This window comes from Cryobacterium arcticum, assembly GCF_001679725.1.
Classification (GTDB): domain Bacteria; phylum Actinomycetota; class Actinomycetes; order Actinomycetales; family Microbacteriaceae; genus Cryobacterium; species Cryobacterium arcticum_A.
This window is the reverse complement of sequence record NZ_CP016282.1, coordinates 3459624-3478353: the sequence shown is the minus strand read 5'-3', so window position 1 is coordinate 3478353 and position 18730 is coordinate 3459624. Positions and strand designations below refer to the sequence as shown.

Below are 18730 nucleotides of genomic sequence, written 5' to 3'. Positions count from 1 at the left end.
CGTGCTCACCAAGCCAGAAGTCATCGACACCATCGATGAGCTGCGGGGCCAACTCTGCCTCGCCAAGCAGAACGTCGCCGCCCAAGGCGGCGACGCCCATGTCGTGCTCGTACCCACCATGGGCGCCCTGCACGCCGGCCACCGCGCCCTCGTGCGCCGCGCCGCGGACCTCGGCGCCATCGTCGTGGTCTCCATCTTCGTGAACCCGCTGCAGTTCGGCGTGAACGAAGATCTCGACACCTACCCGCGCACCCTCGACGCCGACGTGGCGGTGCTGGCCAAGGAGGGCGCCGCGTTCGTGTTCGCGCCCACGATTCGCGAGATGTACCCGGACGGAGCGTCCTCCACCCGCGTCACCGCCGGCGCGATCGGCAGCCTGTACGAGGGCGCGGCCCGTCCCGGCCACTTCGACGGCATGCTCACGGTGGTGGCGAAGCTGTTCAACATCGTCGAACCCGACATCGCCGTGTTCGGCCAGAAGGACGCCCAACAAGTGTTCCTCGTGGAGCGCATGGTCGCCGACCTCAACCTCAGGCTCGGCATCGAGGTCGTTCCCACCGTGCGCGAGGACAACGGCCTGGCCCTGTCGAGCCGCAACCGCAACCTCGACGACCCCGCCCGCGACGCGGCCCGTTCGCTGTCGGTGGGCCTCGCGGCCGCCGCCGCTGCCGCCTCCGCTGGTGTGCCGGCCGCGATCGTGGCGGCGCACGCGGTAATCGGCGCTCAGCCACTGGTTAAACTGGACTATCTCGTTGTCGTGCACCCGCACACCTACCTGCCGGTCGCCGACGACTACCGAGGCCCGGCCAGAATGCTGGTCGCCGCGGTGGTCGGCAGCACCCGGCTCATCGACAACATCGCACTGGACATCCCCTAACCGCCTTTCCCAGGCGCTGGCTGCGGCCCGCGCACGCCCACCGACGGAGAACCGCATGAGCACCACCCCCGACGCCGCGCCCGGCCACACGTCCGGCACTGACGAGCAGGACGCGCAGGCCGCAGCGGCCGAACTGTCCGAGCAGAAGGCCGTTCGCCTGGCCAAGCGCGACCGCCTGAACGCGGCGGCAACCAACGCCGGCGGTGGTGCCTACCCGGTGTCGGTGCCCGTCACCCACACCATCCCCGCCGTGCGCGCCGAATACGGCGACCTCGAGGCGGATGCCGCCACGGGCGTCACAGTGGGCCTGGCCGGCCGCATCGTGCACCTGCGCAACACCGGCAAGCTGTGCTTCGCCAGCCTGCAGTCCGGCGACGGCAGCCGCATCCAGGCCATGGTGTCGCTCGCCGCCGTCGGTGAGGAGTCCCTCGCGGCCTGGAAGGACCTCGTCGACCTCGGCGACCACGTCTTCGTCTCCGGTGAGGTCATCTCCTCCCGCCGTGGCGAGCTCTCCATCATGGTCTCCGAGTGGCAGGTGGCCGCCAAGGCGCTGCTGCCGCTGCCCAACCTGCACTCCGAACTCAGCGAGGAGACCCGGGTGCGCAGCCGCTACCTCGACCTCATTGCCCGCGACCAGGCCCGCCGCACCGTCGTGCAGCGCTCGCAGGCCGTCGCGAGCCTGCGCGCCACCTTCACCGCGCGCGGCTTCCTCGAGATCGAGACGCCGATGCTGCAGACCATGCACGGCGGCGCCTCCGCCCGGCCGTTCTCCACGCACAGCAACGCCTTCGACACCGAGCTGTTCCTGCGCATCGCCCCGGAGCTCTTCCTCAAGCGCGCCGTCGTCGGCGGTATCGACCGGGTCTACGAGATCAACCGCAACTTCCGCAACGAGGGCGCCGACTCCACCCACTCGCCCGAGTTCGCCATGCTCGAGGCCTACGAGGCGTACGGCGACTACACCTCGATCGCCGAGCTCACCCAGACCCTCATCCAGGATGCCGCCGCAGCCATCACCGGCGGCTCGCACGTCGTGACCTGGGCCGACGGCACCGAGTACGACCTGGGCGGCCAGTGGGACCGCATCAGCATGTACGACAGCCTCTCGGCCGCCGTGGGACGCACCATCAGCCCCGCCACCCCGCTGGCCGAGCTGCAGCAGCTCGCCGCGGCCGAGGGGGTCGAGGTCGACCACCCGATCCACGGCAAGTACGTCGAAGAGCTCTGGGAGCACTTCGTCAAGGGCGACCTCGTGCGTCCCACCTTCGTGCTCGACTTCCCGGTGGACACCAGCCCGCTCGTACGCGGGCACCGCTCCATCGACGGTGTTGTGGAGAAGTGGGACCTCTACATCCGCGGCTTCGAACTGGCCACCGGCTACTCCGAGCTCGTCGACCCCGTCGTGCAGCGCGAACGTTTCGTGGAACAGGCCCGGCTCGCCGCGGGCGGCGACCCCGAGGCGATGCGCCTGGACGAGGAATTCCTGCGGGCGCTCGAGCACGGCATGCCGCCCACCGGTGGCATGGGAATGGGCATCGACCGGCTGCTGATGGCCCTCACCGGCCTCGGCATCCGCGAGACCATCCTCTTCCCGTTGGTAAAGTGACCGCATGATGACTTTTCTGCCCAAGGACGAGCTGAAGCCCGACGACGACGGCGGCAAGAAGGGTCCGTCGACCAACCGGATCATGATCTGGATCGTGGTGGGCGGCATCGGCCTGTACCTGCTGGGTTCGGGCATCTGGGGCATCCTCGTCAAATAACCCCCGGACCCTCCCGCGAACTGTGAGACAAGCACGCAAAACCGGGGAATCCTGGTGCTTAAGCGACAGCTCGCGGATGGGGCGGGGGCGGGACAGCGTAGGCTGGAGTGACTATGGATGACTTCTGGGCCAACGCACTGTTTTCGCTCGCGCCCACGGTTCTGGTCGGCGTGATCTTTTGGATCATCATGCGTGCCATCATCCGGGCCGACCGCACGGAGCGAAACGCCTACGCGCGCATCGAAGCCGAAGAACGGGCCAAGCTCGGCCTCGACAAACCGGCCGGCTAAACGTGTTCGGAATCGACCTGTCCACCATCCTCCTTGTGGTGGCGTTCCTTGTTGACTTCGCCATCCGGGTCGTGGCCATCATCGTGGTCCCGCGCAACCGCAGGCCCACCTCCGGGATGGCCTGGCTGCTGGCGATCTTCCTGATCCCGTACTTCGGGGCGCTCCTGTTCCTGCTGATCGGCTTCCGCACGCTGCCCAAGAAGCGCGTCGAGAAGCAGGCGGAGATCAACCAGTTCATCCTCGACAGCACCGCGGGCATGGAACGGGTCACCCGGGAACACCCCTGGCCCGGCTGGCTGGAGTCGGTGGTGGAGCTCAACCGCAACCTCGGCGCCATGCCGCTGGTGGGCGACAACCGGGCCCGCCTGCACGGCCACTACGAGGAGACCCTCGCCGCGATGGCCGCCGACATCGACAGGGCGACCAAGTACGTTCACGTGGAGTTCTACATCCTCTCCCTGGACGACACCACGGCGGGGTTCTTCGACGCCATGGAGAACGCGGTCAAGCGCGGTGTGACCGTACGGGTGCTGATGGACCACATCCAGTCGGCACGGAAGCCCGGATTCAAGCGCACCAAACGGCGCCTCACCGACTCCGGCGTGAAGTGGGAACTGATGTTGCCGCTGCAGCCGTTCAAGGGCAAGTGGCAGCGACCCGACCTGCGCAACCACCGCAAGCTCGTCATCGTGGACGGCCGGATCGGGTTCATGGGCTCGCAGAACGTGATCGACCGCACCTACAACATGAAGTCCAACATCCGCCGCGGACTCAAGTGGAAGGACCTCATGGTGCGGCTCGAGGGCCCCATCGTGTCGGGCCTGAACGCCATCTTCATCACCGACTGGTACAGCGAGACCAACGAGCTGCTCACCCGCGACATCGAGCCCGTGCACCCCGAAGACATCTCGGATGCCATCGACTGCCAGGTGGTGCCCAGCGGCCCCGGCTTCGTGGGCGAGAACAACCTGCGCCTCTTCCTCGCGCTGCTGTACTACGCGCAGGAACGCATCGTGATCACGAGCCCGTACTTCGTGCCGGACGAGTCGATCATGTACGCGATCACCACGGCGGTACAGCGCGGCCTGCACGTTGAGCTGTTCGTCTCCGAGATCGGCGACCAGGCCCTCGTGTACCACGCCCAGCGCTCGTACTACGAGGAACTGCTGCGCGCGGGCGTGAAGATCTACATGTACAAGGCGCCGTACGTCTTGCATGCCAAGCACTTCACGATCGATGACGACGTGGCCGTGATCGGCTCGAGCAACATGGACATGCGCTCGTTCAGCCTCAACTTCGAGGTGTCGCTGATGGTGCGCGGGCACTCCTTCGTGGAGGCGCTCCGCGAGGTGGAAGACGGCTACCGGGCCGACAGCCGGGAGCTCACCCTGGACGAGTGGATGAAGCAGCCGCTGCGTTCGACGATCCTGGACAACCTGGCCCGGCTGACCTCGGCCGTTCAGTAGGCGCGTTCAGTCCCGGGGCTTCAGCCGCACGGTGGGCAGAACCGGTGCCGGCAGGGCGGCGCCGTGGTACGCGACGTGGCCGAACGGGCCGGCCGCATCCGTTTCGTCGATCACGTCGGACTGCCACTGGGCCCGCCATGCGGTGATCTCCTCGTGGCTGCGGCCGATGAAGTTCCACCACATCACGATCTGCTCGCCGAGCGGCTCGCCGCCCAGCAGCAGTACGCGGGCGTGCGCCTCGCCGGTGTTCTCCACGCGGATGCGCCGGCGCCCGGCATCGACGAAGCCCAGCTCGTACTGCCGCACCGGGGTGCCGGCGACCGAGACCGCACCGGTGTCGACGAGCACCCCGTGCTCGAAGGCGCTCTGCACCTCCAGGTCGATCGAGGCCCCGGCGGGCAGGTCCAGCTGGGCGCCGACCAGGGGGGTATCGCCAAGGGCCGCCGCGGTCTGCCCGGCCAGGCTGCCGATGAACACGTGCAGGGTGACACCGTTCAGGGTGACGGGGGCGATGACGTGGTTCTCGAAGTGCGGGGCCTGGTGCCGGGTGAGCTCGGGCAGCGCGATCCACAGTTGCACGCCGTGCAGGGCCGTCGTGGCCGGCGTCGACACCTCGGAGTGGCTGATGCCGGCCCCGGCGGTCATCAGGTTGAGCTCACCCGGACGCACGAGCGCCAGGCTGCCGACGCTGTCGCGGTGCTCGACCTCACCGGCGAAGAGCCAGCTCGCGGTCTGCAGCCCGGTGTGCGGATGCGGCGGCACGACCATGCCACCGGTGACGGAGACGTCGTCTGGCCCGTAGTGGTCCACGAAGCACCAGGCGCCGATCAGGCTGCGCCGGCGCTGGGGGAGCGTGCGCCGCACACCCATGGCGCGGGGCCCACCCAGGGGCACGTCGCGCGGCTCGAGGATGACGACCGGCGCGGGCGCCTCGGTCAGGGTGCCGATCGGCGTACTGCCGTCGCAGAGGAGTTCGGCCGGTTCGGTTTCCAGGTTGCTCACCCTCCGACCCTAATCCGTGTCGCTCTTGGACGATAACGGTGGCAGAGGCTCGGTGGGCGCGGTCTGGTTGCGGTCGCCGAGTCCGTCCGGCGGCAGCGGCCTGGTGGACGCGAGGACCTCCTCACGCTGCTCGGACTCGGATGCGGTCGGCTCGGTCGGCCCCAGCGGTTCGGGGGCGATCTCGGCCGTATCGGTTCCCATCGACTCGGTGGGCGGCCGCTGCAAAAGCTCCACGAGGAGCACTGCGAGCAGCGCGAGCACGGCCGTCCAGATGATCACCGGGGGAGTCAGCGGCCGCCAGAAGATCGCGACGGCGGCAGCGGCCAGGCCGATGAGCACGTGGGCGAGCCGGCGGTATTGGTAGAGGAAGGCGCCGAACCGACCGGTGCTGACACCGGCGTCGGCCGCGGCGAGGCGGAGCCGGGCGGAGGTGTTGACCGTGGTGCGCCGCACGACGGTGGAGCCGCGGAACGGTCCGGCCAGGTAGGCGACGACAGCCACGGTCACGCCGACCAGGCCCACCGACAGCGCAGTGGCGTTGATGATCGGTACCACCGCATCGTAGAGCGCCTGGGCAGTGTCGCTGGGCAGGTAGGCGGGGGAGATTGAGTTGACGAACACGATGCGGCCCACGGCGACGCCCGCCGCCAGCAGCGCCATCGACGCCGCCAGGGTCAGCCCCGCCCAGATCAGGGTGCGCGCGCGACGCCGGGCCATCAGGATGCCGATCACGATCAGCCCCAGGCTCACCAGCGGCAGCACGAAGCCCAGCACGTTCAGCAGCTGGTACGCCGTGCGCGCCTGCACGAGGGAGGCGGATTGAGCGACCACGATGGTGCGGTTGACGTCGGGGATGTTCTGCGCCAGCGTGAAGCCCCGGTTGACCAGCTCGTTCTTGACCTCGGAGATGATCGGGCCGAGCTGGATCCCCAGCTCGCCGGAGCCGCTGATCACGAGCGCGGAGGTGGGGTCGCCCTCGAGCGCGGCGACGATCTGGGTCTGGCTCACCCGGACGGCTTGCGCCCAGAGCTGGGCGAACGCGTCCGAGGTGACGATGCTCGACGCGGCCGACCGGATCAGCCCCTGGATGCCCTGCACCGCAGGTTTCTCCAGCAGCGCCAGCGCGTCCTTGGCCTGCTGCGGCAGATCCAGGCTCTGCAGCCCGGTGAAGAGGTCGCCGGTGATGGTCTCGATGTCGACGTTGTCGTTGACCACGGTGACGATCTCGTCGACCAGATACGCCTGCACAGCCGGGTCCTTGGCCAGCGGGGCGAGGGAGGACACCACCTGGTCGGTGTTGTTGACGTACCCCTTGGTCCAGTAGGCCACCACGCTCACCGGTGCCAGGAGTACACCCACGGTGATCAGGAGCGCCGCGAAGAACGCCCGCCACCGCGCCGCCGCCCGGTGGTCGGCGGCCGGGCCGGCCTGCGCGCGCAGCCGGGCATTCTCGGCGGAGAGCCGGGCGATCTCCTCGGCCGGGTCCGGCGGGGCGGCCGCGCCGCTGGCCTGGCCGATCGCCGAGCCGCCGGCCGTGCCGTCCTGTGGAGCGAGGTTCTGAGTGCCGTCCATGGTGCCGCCGCCTTTCGCCTGCGGTTCTGGGTCGGTTGGTCGCGCTGTACTGGATGCAGCCAGTATTTGCGCACTCCCGAGCCCTGGCAAGGGCACCGCACTCGGCGAAGGCCCCGGTCAGTCGGCGCGCACCAGCAGGTCGCCGACCTCGCAGTCCAGCGCCACACAGACCGCGGCCAGGGTCGAGTAGCGGATGGCCTTGGCCCGGTCGTTCTTCAGTACCGACAGGTTGACCACGCTCACCCCGACCAGCTCGCTGAGCCGGGTGAGGGTGAGGCAGCGTTCGACCAACAGTTCGTCGAGCCGGCAGTGGATGCCGGTGCTCTCGTCGTCATCGACGGCTGCCACTAGATGAGGCCGTCGGTGTCGCGCTGCATGCGCTGGCCGATCGAGATCGCCCCGGCGGCCACGAGGAGCACGAGACCGGTGCCGGCCGGGCCGAGATCGACCACGGTGGCCAGCGGCCAGAAGCCATCGGCGCCGGCGCCGTTCAGCTCGCCGGCCGCGATCATGCGGCCGAGCCCGCCGAAGCCCTGGCCGAGGATCGTGCCCAGGAGCAGCGCGTAGCCGACCAGTGCTACCAGGGCGAAGACGGGGCGGCTGAACGGTCGGTGGCGCAGCACTCCCCAGCAGAAGTAGGCCACGGTCGCCGAGACGAGCAGCGTCGTCGCCACGGCCGTGGCGCCCTCCAGGGTGAGCAGGAACCGGGGCAGGGCGCTGAGCCCGGTGACAGTGACCTCCGCAGTGTCGAAAGAGCCGTCCACCAGGCGGGCCGTGCCGCCGGATGCCGCGTCGGGCACGGGTGTGTCCGCGAGCAGGGTCAGGTCGAAGCGGTCCTGCAGGAGCTGGGCCAGCACGGTGACGATGCCGGCAACGGTGGCCAGCAGCCCCCACCCGACGGCCCCGACGAGCACGGTCCAGGTGAGCCCGCGGGCGGACCGGCGTTCCCAACGTTCGGTGCGTTCGGTGCGGGTGAGGTGAGTGCTCGGCATGGGGTCCTGTTCCTAACGATTATCGATATGTCCAAGGCGGTAAACATATCGATTGTCGATGTGTTAGGCAAGTGGTTCCGCGGAATAGTCCGGGTTCCGCCGACCCGGGCCGCTCGTGGCGCGTGACGCCGGGTGTCGGCATCCGTCACGCCCACGGCGAACAGAGGCCCGGTTCTGCGCTCGCGCTGGTTACTCTCTTTGTATCGGTGCCATAACCGCCCTGGCGCCAAGGGAGTGTTCATATGTTTGAGAGATTTACCGACCGAGCTCGTCGTGTCGTCGTCCTGGCCCAGGAAGAGGCCAAGATGCTCAACCACAACTACATCGGAACCGAGCACATTCTGCTCGGTCTCATCCACGAGGGTGAAGGCGTGGCCGCCAAGGCCCTGGAGAGCCTCGGCATCTCCCTGGATGCCGTGCGCGAACAGGTGCAGGACATCATCGGCCAGGGCCAGCAGCAGCCCACCGGGCACATCCCGTTCACGCCTCGTGCCAAGAAGGTCCTCGAGCTGAGCCTGCGGGAAGCCCTGCAGCTCGGCCACAACTACATCGGAACCGAGCACATTCTGCTCGGGCTCATCCGCGAGGGCGAGGGCGTGGCCGCCCAGGTGCTGGTCAAGCTCGGCGCCGACCTCAACCGGGTGCGCCAGCAGGTCATCCAGCTCCTTTCCGGCTACCAGGGAAAGGAGCAGGTGCAGGTGGGCGCGAACGAGACCGCAGCCGGCCCCGCGGGCAGCCAGATTCTCGACCAGTTCGGACGCAACCTCACGCAGGCGGCGCGCGACAACAAACTCGACCCGGTCATCGGGCGCGAGAAGGAGATCGAGCGGGTCATGCAGATCCTCTCCCGCCGCTCCAAGAACAACCCCGTGCTCATCGGTGAACCCGGCGTCGGCAAGACCGCCGTCGTCGAGGGCCTCGCCCAGGCGATCGTCAAGGGCGATGTGCCCGAGACGCTCAAGGACAAGCAGCTTTACTCGCTCGACCTGGGCTCGCTGATCGCCGGCAGCCGCTACCGCGGTGACTTCGAAGAACGCCTGAAGAAGGTCACCAAGGAGATCCGCACCCGCGGTGACATCATCGTGTTCATCGACGAGATCCACACCCTCGTCGGAGCAGGTGCCGCCGAGGGCGCCATCGACGCGGCGTCGATCCTCAAGCCCCTGCTCGCCCGCGGTGAACTGCAGACCATCGGTGCGACCACGCTCGATGAGTACCGCAAGCACTTCGAGAAGGATGCCGCTCTCGAGCGTCGCTTCCAGCCCATCCAGGTGAACGAGCCGTCGCTGCCGCACACCATCAACATCCTCAAGGGTCTGCGCGACCGGTACGAGGCGCACCACAAGGTCTCCATCACCGATGGCGCCCTCGTGGCCGCGGCCAACCTCGCCGACCGCTACGTCTCCGACCGCTTCCTGCCCGACAAGGCCATCGACCTGATCGACGAGGCCGGCGCACGCCTGCGCCTCTCGATCCTGTCGAGCCCGCCGGAGCTGCGCGAATTCGACGAGAAGATCGCCGTGGTCCGTGCTGCCAAGGAGACCGCGATCGAGGACCAGGACTTCGAGAAGGCCGCTGGCCTGCGCGACGAGGAGAAGAACCTCCTCGGCGAGCGTCTGCGCCTGGAGAAGAAGTGGAAGTCCGGCGACGTCAAGACCACCGCCGTGGTCGACGAGGGCCTGATCGCCGAGGTCCTGGCGCAGGCCACCGGCATTCCCGTGTTCAAGCTCACCGAGGAGGAGTCCTCGCGGCTCGTCTTCATGGAGAAGGCACTGCACCAGCGCGTCATCGGTCAGGAAGAGGCCATCTCGGCGCTCGCCAAGACTATCCGTCGCACCCGTGCGGGCCTGAAGGACCCGAAGCGTCCGAGCGGTTCGTTCATCTTCGCCGGCCCCACCGGTGTCGGTAAGACCGAGCTCGCCAAGGCCCTCGCGGAGTTCCTCTTCGACGACGAGGCAGCCATGATCTCGCTCGACATGAGCGAGTACGGCGAGAAGCACACCGTCTCGCGACTGTTCGGTGCTCCTCCCGGGTTCGTCGGCTTCGAAGAGGGCGGCCAGCTCACCGAGAAGGTGCGCCGCAAGCCGTTCTCCGTGGTGCTGTTCGACGAGATCGAGAAGGCTCACCCCGACATCTTCAACTCGCTCCTCCAGATTCTGGAAGAGGGCCGGTTGACGGATGGCCAGGGTCGCGTGATCGACTTCAAGAACACCGTCATCATCATGACCACCAACCTCGGCACCAGGGACATCAGCGGCTCGCCCGTCGGGTTCCAGCTCGAGGGCGACACGGCGACCAGCTACGACCGGATGCGCGGAAAGGTGAACGAGGAGCTGAAGAAGCACTTCAAGCCCGAGTTCCTCAACCGTGTTGACGAGATCATCGTCTTCCCGCAGCTGTCCAAGCCGGAACTGCTGCAGATCGTGGACCTGTTCGTCAAGCGACTGGGTGACCGGCTGCTCGACCGCGACATGACCATCGACCTCACCCTGGCGGTGAAGGAACACCTCATCGAGGTGGGCTTCGACCCCGCACTCGGTGCCCGGCCGCTGCGTCGCGCGATCCAGCGTGAGGTGGAGGACCGTCTGAGCGAGAAGATCCTGCACGGCGAGCTGAACGCCGGCGACCACGTGCACGTGGACTTCGTCGACGGGGAGTACGTGTTCACCACGACGAACCGCAACGAGGCCGTCTCGGTGGGCATCAACACCGCCGCGGGAGTTGGCACCGGCCCGGGCACGCCCGACCTCGCCATCACGAGCGACTAGCACCACTCTGAGGAACGGCCCGGCGGATTCCGCCGGGCCGTTCCCTCGTTAACCCGGCCCGGACGCGGCCCAAGCGCCGCCCTAGACTGGACCTTTCAGCAACATCAACGGCCCGAAGCGGCCAAGAGAGTGGGCGGGCGTGACAGAGCAGGGTTTCACGGTCCGTCGGGCCCGCACGAGCGATGTGCCGCTCATCCAGGAACTCGTTGAACCGCTCGTTCAGCAGCGCATCCTCCTCGGCAAGGACCGGGTGGTCTTCTACGAGGCCGTGCAGGAGTTCCGGGTCGTCGAAGACGCCCACGGCGCTCTGGTGGGTTGCGGCGCCCTGCACGTCATGTGGGAGGACCTCGGCGAGGTGCGCACCCTCGCGGTATCGCAGGACTGGCTCGGCCGCGGAGTGGGTCACGCCCTGCTCGTCCGGCTCGAAGCGGATGCCCGCGAGCTCGGGCTCAGCCGGCTGTTCTGCCTCACCTTCGAGGTGGGCTTCTTCACCCGCCACGGATTCCTCGACATGGGCACTGAGACCGTCGACCCGCACGTCTATGCCGAACTCGTGCGCTCTCCCGACGAGGGTGTCGCCGAGTTCCTCGACCTCGCCCGCGTGAAGCCGAACACCCTCGGCAACACCCGGATGCTCAAGCGCCTGACCTGACATCCGCTCAGATGTGGGCCGAGGGATCATTTCCCTGCTCATTTGAGCAATTAGATCTCTCGTAACCAACCGGACACAGTCGGTCGTTAAGCTCACCGGACAGCACTTCCCGGCCGACTCGCCTCGGGTGTGCGCTGCCCGCCTCGGCGTGCGCGGCGCGCCCGAACGCCTGCTCGGTGTGCTGTTTCCGGAACCCGAATTCCACCCCGTACGACCTGCTGCCCTGCTGCCCTGCACCCTGTTCATTCAGCCGTTCATCGCATTCACCAGGAGTCTTCAATGTCGTTCGCCCCACCCCGCCCGCTCCGGCTGGCCCTCGCCTCAGCGTTGGGAGCGTGCCTGGCGCTCGCCCCGGTCGTCGCGTTCCCCGCCCAGGCCAACACGGCCGGCACCGGCGTCGTCATCAACGAGGCCTACCTCAGCGGAGGCAGCGCCGGCGCGGCCTTCTCGGCCAAGTTCGTCGAGCTGTACAACCCCACCGACACTGCCATCGACCTCTCCGCCTGGTCGCTGCAGTACCGCAAGGCCACCGGCGTCGTCACCGACAGCCCGGCGGCCGTCGCTTTGACCGGAACGATCCCGGCCAAGGGGTACTATCTCGTCTCCGGCGGGTCGAATGCGAACGGCGCGAACGGTGCGGCCCTGCCCACCCCCGACCAGGTCTCCACCCTCAACCCCAGCGGCACCACCGGTACCCTCATCCTCGCTGACTCCACCTTGCCACTCAGCCTCGAGTCCGGCAACGCCGCCGGTAACCCGAACGTGATCGACCTGGTGGGCTACGGCGCCTCCCTCACCTTCGAAGGCGCCGTCGCCCCGGCTCCGTCATCCAACACCGACGTCAAGTCACTGAACCGCACCGCGTTCGCCGACACCGACAACAACGCCACCGACATCAGCCTGTCGGCGAGCATCACACCCACCAACGCGGCCGGCCAGACGGCGGCCACCCCGACCCCGCCGCCCACTGACACACCCGAACCCACGACGCCGCCTGCGCCGCCGACCGACACCACCGCGATCAGCGCCATCCAGGGCACCGGCGACACCAGCCCGCTGGTCGGCAGCACCGTGAAAACCGTCGGCATCGTCACCGCCGCCTACCCCGTCGGCGGGTTCGCCGGCTTCTACCTGCAGACGCCGGGCACCGGAGGCAGCAGCACCGAAACGGCCTCGCAGGGCATCTTCGTGTACACCAAGACCCTGGTGAGCCCGGTCGCGGTCGGCGACTACGTGAGCGTCGTCGGGGCGGTCAGTGAGTACTACGGCCTGACCCAGTTGACCATCGGCACCCTGGCCGACATCACCCCCCTCGACGGCAGCGGCATCGCCGCACCGGTCGCCAGCGAGTTGCGGCTGCCGAGCACCGACGCCGAGCGGGAACGTCTCGAAGGGATGCTCGTCAGCCCGGTCGGCGACTTCACGGTCACCAACAACTACACCACCAACCAGTACGCCGAGATCGGCCTCGCGGCCGGCACCACGCCCCTGGTCAACCCCACCGTGACCGACCGTCCCGGCAGCGCCGGTTACACGGCCGCCGTGGCCGCGAACGCCGCCCGGGCGATCACCCTCGACGACGGCGCCAGCACCAACTACCTCAGCTCTAGCAATCAGGGCAAGCCGGTTCCCTACCTGTCCACCGAGGACCCCGTGCGCATCGGCGCGGCCGCCACCTTCACCCAGCCGGTGATCCTGGACTACCGCAACTCCGCCTGGAAGCTCCAGCCGCGCGAAGCGCTCGTGCCGGGCAACGCCGCCACCGTGCAGCCGGCCACGTTCGCCGACACCCGCACGGCGGCCCCGGAGGACGTGGGTGGCGACATCCGCCTGGGCACCTTCAACGTGCTCAACTACTTCTCCACCACGGGCGACACCCTCACCGGCTGCAGCTTCTACACCGACCGCTCCGGGGCCAACATCACCGTGCGCAGCGGATGCGACGCCCGCGGCGCCGCCGACCAGGCGAACTTCCTGCGCCAGCAGGCCAAGATCGTCGCGGCCATCAACGCCCTCGACGCGCAGGTCATCTCGCTCGAGGAGATCGAGAACTCCGCAGTGTTCGGCAAGGACCGCGACACCGCGCTGGGCACTCTCGTGGCCGCGTTGAACGCCGATCTCGGCACGGACACCTGGGCGTACGTGCCGTCCCCGGCGGCACTGCCGGCCAACGAGGACGTCATCCGCACCGCCTTCATCTACCAGAAGGCCGCGGTCGAAACCGTGGGCGCGTCGACCATCCTCACCGGCTCCGCCGCGTTCAGCAACGCCCGCCAGCCGCTCGCCCAGGCCTTCCAGCTGGTCGGCGACACCGGCAGCCGGTTCCTCACCATCGTCAACCACTTCAAGTCGAAGGGGTCCGGCACGGGCGTGGACGCCGACATGGGCGACGGGCAGGGTGCGTCCAACGCCTCCCGCGTGAACCAGGCGACCGCCCTGGTGGCCTTCGCCGACACCATGTCGGCGCAGACCGGCATCGACCGGGTGTTCCTCACCGGCGACTTTAACGCCTACGACCAGGAAGACCCGATCAAGGTGATCACCGACGCCGGATATCTCAACCAGGAGGCCAAGAGCGGCGAGTACACCTACGCCTACGACGGTTCGGTCGGCTCCCTCGACCACGTCTTCGCGTCGGTCGAGGCGGATGCCGCCGTGGCGGCGGTGGATGTGTGGAACATCAACTCGGTCGAATCGGTGGCCCTCGAGTACAGCCGGTACAACTCCAACGTCACCGACTTCTACGTCGCCGACCCGTACCGCTCCTCCGACCACGACCCCGTGGTGCTCGGCCTGAACCTGGCGACCCCGACCGAGCCGGCACCGGAGCCCAGCACCCCGGCGCCGACCCCCGGACCGACCACTCCCGCCCCGACCACGCCGGCGCCTACCCCGCCCATCACGCCGGAGACCCCCGCCGGGTCACCCACCGCCGCGCCGGAGAGCTCCCTGACCGCCGCGCTCCGTGACCGGATCAGCACGAACCTGTTGCGGTACACGGCCGGCTCGGCCATCACCATCACGGCCGGCACGCAGCACGCCGGCGAGACGGTGTCCGCCTGGGTGCGCTCCACCCCGGTCAACCTCGGCGGCTGGCTGCGGGTCAGTGCCGCGGGCACGGTGACCACCGCCCTGCCCGCCGACCTGGCCGCCGGCACGCACCGGATCATCCTGCAGGACGCCGCAGGCGGCGTGATCGGATGGACCGAGATCACCGTCGTCGCGGTCGGCACGGCAGCAACGGGCGGCCTGGCGAGCACGGGCGTGGAGCCGCTGCCCGTGCTGGGCGGCGCCCTGCTCCTGCTGCTGCTCGGCTCCGTGTTGACGGGCACCGTGCTCGCACGCCGGCGCCGCGGCACCGTCACCGGCGCCTGACCGGCGCTCCACCCCTCGACGGCCGGGCACCGACGCCACCGGTGCCCGGCCCCACCCCCACCCCCACCCGCACTGCTCACATGTTGGGCAGACCGCCACCTGGCTGCTCATCCGAGCACGTTGACGCTACGTAACCCGCCGGACATCCAGCGTCGTTAGGCTGCCGACACCGCCAGACCCATCACCGCCATCACGCACCCCGTCATCCCGCATCCCGTCATCACAGGTCGACTTTCGAGGAGAACAATGTCGCACAATCCGTCCCGCCCGCTTCGGCTGGCCTTCGCCGCATTGATCGGAGCGTGCCTCGTGGCCGCTCCCGTCGTGGCGGTGCCCGCATTCGCCGCACCGGAAGGCGCGGTGCAGCTGAACCTGCTGAACATCAACGACTTCCACGGACGCATCGACGCGAACACCGTGAAGTTCGCCGGAACCGTCGAGACACTGCGCGCCCAGCACCCCGACAGCACCCTGTTCCTCTCGGACGGTGACAACATCGGCGCCTCGCTGTACGCCTCCGCGTCGCAGAAGGACACCCCGACCCTCGATGTGCTCAACGCGCTCGAGCTGTCGGCCTCCGCGGTCGGCAACCACGAATTCGACCAGGGCGTCGCCGACCTCACCGGACGGGTCTCCGACGAGGCCGACTTCGACTACCTCGGCGCGAACGTCTACCTCGCCGGCACCGAAACCCCCGCTCTGCAGGAGTACACGATCAAGGACGTGCAGGGCGTGAAGGTCGCCATCATCGGCACCGTCACGGAGGAGACCCCCACCCTGGTCTCGCCCAACGGCATCTCGACTGTGAGCTTCGGTGACCCCGTCGCCGCGGTCAACCGGGTCGCCGCGCAGCTCACCGACGGCAACACCGAGAACGGTGAGGCCGACGTCATCATCGCCGAGTACCACGAGGGCGCCGGATCCGGCACGGTGGAGAACGCCACCCTCGAGCAGGAACTCGCCCTCACCGACAGCGCGTTCGCGAAGATCGTGACGCAGACCTCATCCGCTGTCGACGCCATCTTCACCGGCCACACCCACAAGCAGTACGCCTGGAACGCCCAGGTTCCCGGCGCAGCGGCGGGCGTGACCCGTCCGGTGCTGCAGACCGGCAGCTACGGCGAGAACATCGGCCAGGTCGTGCTCAGCTACGACCCCGCCACCCAGAGCACCAGCACGGTGACCAACCAGAACGTCAAGCGCAGCACCACCGCCGACGCCGACCTGGTCAGCGCATTCCCCCGCGTCGCCACGGTCAAGTCCATCACGGATGCCGCGCTCGCCCAGGCGGCCGTCACCGGCAGCGTCGCGGTCGGCTCGATCACCGCGCCGATCACCCGCGCCTCCATCGGCGGCGCCACCCCGGTGGTTGAGGACCGGTCCGCTCCGTCGACGCTCGGCACCCTGGTGGCCAACTCGCTGCGCGCCTCCCTGTCCGACCCGGCCAAGGGCGGCGCCGAGATCGGCATCGTGAACCCCGGCGGCATGCGCGCCGAGCTCTCGACCACCCCGGACTCGTCGGTCAGCTTCGCCGAGGCCAACGCGGTGCTGCCGTTCCTGAACAACCTGTGGACCACCACCCTCACCGGCGCCCAGTTCAAGACGGCTCTCGAGCAGCAGTGGCAGCGTGACGACAAGGGCGCCGTGCCCAGCCGCGCGTACCTGCAGCTCGGCCTGTCCGACAACGTGAACTACACGTTTGACGCGACTCGCGCCGAAGGCGATCGCATCACGGGCATTTGGATCGACGGCAAGCCCATCGACCCCGCCCGCGGCTACCGGATCGGTTCGTTCAACTTCCTGCTCACCGGCGGCGACAACTTCCGGATCTTCGCGCAGGGCACCGGCACCCGGGACTCCGGCCTGGTCGACCGGGACGCCTGGATCTCCTACATCACCGCCAACAGCCCGCTGTCACCGTTGTTCGCAGCTCGCCAGGCCTCCGTCACCGGTGTGCCGGCCACGGCCGTCAAGCCCGGCGACAGCGTCAGCTTCTCCGTCTCGCAGCTGAACCTCACCTCCACCGGCGCACCGAAGAACAGCCAGCTCGCCGTGGCCTGGGGCGGCAGCAGCACGACCTTCGCTCCGGCATCCGTTGACGCCAATGGCGCCGCCACCGTCACCGTCACGGTGCCGGCCGACGCCGCCGCCAGCAGCATCCTCACCCTGACGGCCAAGGAATCCGGCACCGTCGTGCGGGTGCCCCTTGCGGTCACCGCAGCGGTACCGACCCCGACACCCGCTCCGACGACGGAACCGACCCCGCTGCCGACGACCGGACCGTCGGCACCGGCCACCGCGCCCACGGCTGCCGCCGAGTCCGCGCTGACGGCCGCCCTCAAGGGCACCATCACGCTGTCCGACTCCACCGTGGCGCCCGGCGACAAGATCAGCATCACCGTGGGCACCGCCTTCGCCGGTCAATACGTCTCCGCCTGGGTGCGGTCCACGCCGGTCAACCTCGGCGGCTGGAAGCAGGTCAGTGCCGCGGGCGCCATCACGGCGGTCCTTCCGACCAACCTGGCCGCGGGCACCCATCGCATCATCGTGCAGGATGCCAACGGCGCCGTGATCGGTTGGACCGAGATCACCGTCTCGGCCGCCGGTACCACCGCGACGGGCCTGGCGAACACCGGGCTCGAGGCCGGCCCCTGGCTGGCCGGCGGACTGCTGATGCTCGTGCTCGGTGGCGTCCTGCTGCAGCGCCGTCGCCGGGTTTCGATGGAATCGTAACCGACACGCAAGGCATTACCGGCGGCGCCGGTAGACCTCGCTAGCCTGGAACCATGTCGACGACCAAGCACCCCGTCGGCCCCCAGGCCAGCGCCGTCTACCGGCGCCGTCGTCTTGTGGTGGGCCTTGGCCTGCTCGCTGTGCTGCTCATCATCGTGCTGATCTTCGTGCGGCCCGGCAGCGGCAGCGACCCGGCCGCCACCCCGGCCCCGGCGGCCACCGGCGCCGCGACCGACCCGCCCGCCGGCGCCGACCCTGCCGCCGAGAACCCCGCCGCCGGTGCCGCGTGCGACCCGGCGACCGTCGTCGTCGAGGCGATCACCGATCAGGGCTCCTACGACCCGGGCGACGAGCCCCAACTCTCCCTGAGCGTCACCAACACCGGCAGCGCGTCGTGCACCCTCAACGCCGGCACCTCCACCCAGGTGTTCACCATCACCAGCGGCGCGGACGTGTACTGGACCTCCACCGACTGCCAGACCGACCCGGCCGACGCCGAGGTCACGCTCGAGCCCGGAGTCGCGGTGAGCACCAAGACCCCGGTGACCTGGGACCGCACCCGGTCGAGCCCGGAGACCTGCGAGATCACCGACCGGGAGCCCGTCCCCGGCGAAGGCGCCTCGTACTATCTCTCGGTGAGCGTGGGCGGGGTCACCTCCGCCAGCCCCACCCAGTTCCTGCTCAACTGAGCCCCGCCTGCAGTGCCCACGCGCCGCATCCGCCTGCCGCGTTCGCTGCCGGCTGAGCCGCGAGGTGGGCCCCGCTCGGGTGCGGATGATTGAATGGAACACGTGACAGACGCAACCCCGGACACCCGCTCAGAAGCCCTCGCCACCGCCCTGGCCAAGCAGGATGTGGCCGCTGTGGCCTACGCCCTGCGCAACGACGTGGTGATCGTGCCGCAACTCGTGGTCAACGGCGCCGCCGAACAGGTGCGGGTCTTCGGCCGCGAGGGCAGCGACAAGCGGATGCTGCTGCTCTTCTCCTCCGGCGAGAACTACGCCCAGATGATCCCCGATGAGGTGAACCCGCAGGTGATGGTGGGCGACGCTCAGTGGCTGCGCGAGTTCCTCACCGTGCACAGCGCCACCCTCGAGATGGTGTTCTTCGACATCGCCGGCCCGCATGTGATGCAGGCGGCGCCCGCGGACCTGCTCAAGGCGCTCGGACCGATCGGCGACGAGGGCGGCCCGACGGCCTGAGCCCGCCCGCTCAGTCGCGGCCTGGCACCGAGCATTGC

Annotated in this window: 15 protein-coding genes; 11 read left to right on the top strand and 4 right to left on the bottom strand. The window is 68.9% G+C overall.

Translation table 11 applies throughout. The annotated features are described in order from the left end of the window. The first annotated feature begins 1 nt into the window (after window position 1). From panC to cls, 5 genes are all read left to right on the top strand, one after another. The gene (panC, locus tag PA27867_RS15800; protein WP_157109370.1) at window positions 2-877 is read left to right on the top strand and encodes a pantoate--beta-alanine ligase; all 876 of its coding nucleotides are present in this window, start codon (window positions 2-4) and stop codon (window positions 875-877) included. Window positions 878-932: 55 nt separating this feature from the next. Next, window positions 933-2483, top strand: a complete 1551-nt coding sequence (gene lysS, locus PA27867_RS15795) for a lysine--tRNA ligase (protein WP_066597945.1) — start codon at window positions 933-935, stop codon at window positions 2481-2483. A 4-nt stretch (window positions 2484-2487) separates the two neighbouring features. Continuing rightward, complete coding sequence (locus PA27867_RS20790) at window positions 2488-2640, top strand: hypothetical protein (RefSeq protein ID WP_157109259.1); 153 nt, start codon at window positions 2488-2490, stop codon at window positions 2638-2640. A gap of 113 nt (window positions 2641-2753) precedes the next feature. After that, window positions 2754-2930, top strand: a complete 177-nt coding sequence (locus PA27867_RS20980; RefSeq protein WP_162942781.1) for a hypothetical protein — start codon at window positions 2754-2756, stop codon at window positions 2928-2930. A gap of 11 nt (window positions 2931-2941) precedes the next feature. After that, window positions 2942-4396, top strand: a complete 1455-nt coding sequence (gene cls / locus PA27867_RS15790; protein WP_066600113.1) for a cardiolipin synthase — start codon at window positions 2942-2944, stop codon at window positions 4394-4396. Window positions 4397-4402: 6 nt separating this feature from the next. Here the strand turns inward: cls and PA27867_RS15785 are convergent, their stop codons facing one another. The 4 genes from PA27867_RS15785 to PA27867_RS15770 form a co-directional block, all read right to left on the bottom strand. Beyond that, a complete protein-coding gene (locus PA27867_RS15785; RefSeq protein ID WP_066597940.1) occupies window positions 4403-5398 on the bottom strand; it encodes a pirin family protein in 996 nt (331 codons plus the stop codon). 9 nt (window positions 5399-5407) lie between these two features. Beyond that, complete coding sequence (locus PA27867_RS15780; RefSeq protein ID WP_066597939.1) at window positions 5408-6970, bottom strand: hypothetical protein; 1563 nt, start codon at window positions 6968-6970, stop codon at window positions 5408-5410. Between the two features lie 117 nt (window positions 6971-7087). Then, window positions 7088-7318 carry a helix-turn-helix domain-containing protein gene (locus tag PA27867_RS15775; protein ID WP_066597938.1) on the bottom strand — a complete coding sequence of 77 codons (231 nt, stop codon included), beginning with the start codon at window positions 7316-7318 and terminating at the stop codon, window positions 7088-7090. After that, the gene (locus tag PA27867_RS15770) at window positions 7318-7962 is read right to left on the bottom strand and encodes a hypothetical protein (RefSeq protein ID WP_066597937.1); all 645 of its coding nucleotides are present in this window, start codon (window positions 7960-7962) and stop codon (window positions 7318-7320) included. The genes PA27867_RS15775 and PA27867_RS15770 overlap by 1 nt, the downstream gene beginning before the upstream one ends. Window positions 7963-8204: 242 nt before the next feature. Between PA27867_RS15770 and PA27867_RS15765 the strand changes: the two genes are divergently transcribed. The 6 genes from PA27867_RS15765 to PA27867_RS15740 all read left to right on the top strand — a co-directional run bounded on the left by PA27867_RS15765 (window position 8205) and on the right by PA27867_RS15740 (window position 18692). Then, complete coding sequence (locus PA27867_RS15765; RefSeq protein ID WP_066597935.1) at window positions 8205-10730, top strand: ATP-dependent Clp protease ATP-binding subunit; 2526 nt, start codon at window positions 8205-8207, stop codon at window positions 10728-10730. A 139-nt stretch (window positions 10731-10869) separates the two neighbouring features. Next, window positions 10870-11382, top strand: coding sequence for an amino-acid N-acetyltransferase (locus tag PA27867_RS15760; protein ID WP_066597933.1), 513 nt, complete (start codon window positions 10870-10872; stop codon window positions 11380-11382). A gap of 279 nt (window positions 11383-11661) precedes the next feature. Continuing rightward, complete coding sequence (locus tag PA27867_RS15755) at window positions 11662-14757, top strand: ExeM/NucH family extracellular endonuclease (RefSeq protein WP_066597931.1); 3096 nt, start codon at window positions 11662-11664, stop codon at window positions 14755-14757. A gap of 246 nt (window positions 14758-15003) precedes the next feature. Next, a complete protein-coding gene (locus PA27867_RS15750; protein WP_066597929.1) occupies window positions 15004-17490 on the top strand; it encodes a bifunctional metallophosphatase/5'-nucleotidase in 2487 nt (828 codons plus the stop codon). 53 nt (window positions 17491-17543) lie between these two features. Further along, complete coding sequence (locus PA27867_RS15745; protein ID WP_066597927.1) at window positions 17544-18179, top strand: hypothetical protein; 636 nt, start codon at window positions 17544-17546, stop codon at window positions 18177-18179. A 102-nt stretch (window positions 18180-18281) separates the two neighbouring features. Next, window positions 18282-18692, top strand: a complete 411-nt coding sequence (locus PA27867_RS15740; protein ID WP_236900739.1) for a dehydrogenase — start codon at window positions 18282-18284, stop codon at window positions 18690-18692. Window positions 18693-18730: the final 38 nt, after the last annotated feature.

Excerpts from the sequence above, each read along its gene's own strand:
- lysS (WP_066597945.1), top strand. The coding sequence starts at position 933 with ATGAGCACCACCCCCGACGCCGCGCCCGGCCACACGTCCGGCACTGAC.
- PA27867_RS20790 (WP_157109259.1), top strand. The coding sequence starts at position 2,488 with ATGATGACTTTTCTGCCCAAGGACGAGCTGAAGCCCGACGACGACGGC.
- PA27867_RS20980 (WP_162942781.1), top strand. The coding sequence starts at position 2,754 with ATGGATGACTTCTGGGCCAACGCACTGTTTTCGCTCGCGCCCACGGTT.
- PA27867_RS15780 (WP_066597939.1), bottom strand. The coding sequence starts at position 6,970 with ATGGACGGCACTCAGAACCTCGCTCCACAGGACGGCACGGCCGGCGGC.
- PA27867_RS15770 (WP_066597937.1), bottom strand. The coding sequence starts at position 7,962 with ATGCCGAGCACTCACCTCACCCGCACCGAACGCACCGAACGTTGGGAA.
- PA27867_RS15765 (WP_066597935.1), top strand. The coding sequence starts at position 8,205 with ATGTTTGAGAGATTTACCGACCGAGCTCGTCGTGTCGTCGTCCTGGCC.
- PA27867_RS15755 (WP_066597931.1), top strand. The coding sequence starts at position 11,662 with ATGTCGTTCGCCCCACCCCGCCCGCTCCGGCTGGCCCTCGCCTCAGCG.
- PA27867_RS15750 (WP_066597929.1), top strand. The coding sequence starts at position 15,004 with ATGTCGCACAATCCGTCCCGCCCGCTTCGGCTGGCCTTCGCCGCATTG.
- PA27867_RS15745 (WP_066597927.1), top strand. The coding sequence starts at position 17,544 with ATGTCGACGACCAAGCACCCCGTCGGCCCCCAGGCCAGCGCCGTCTAC.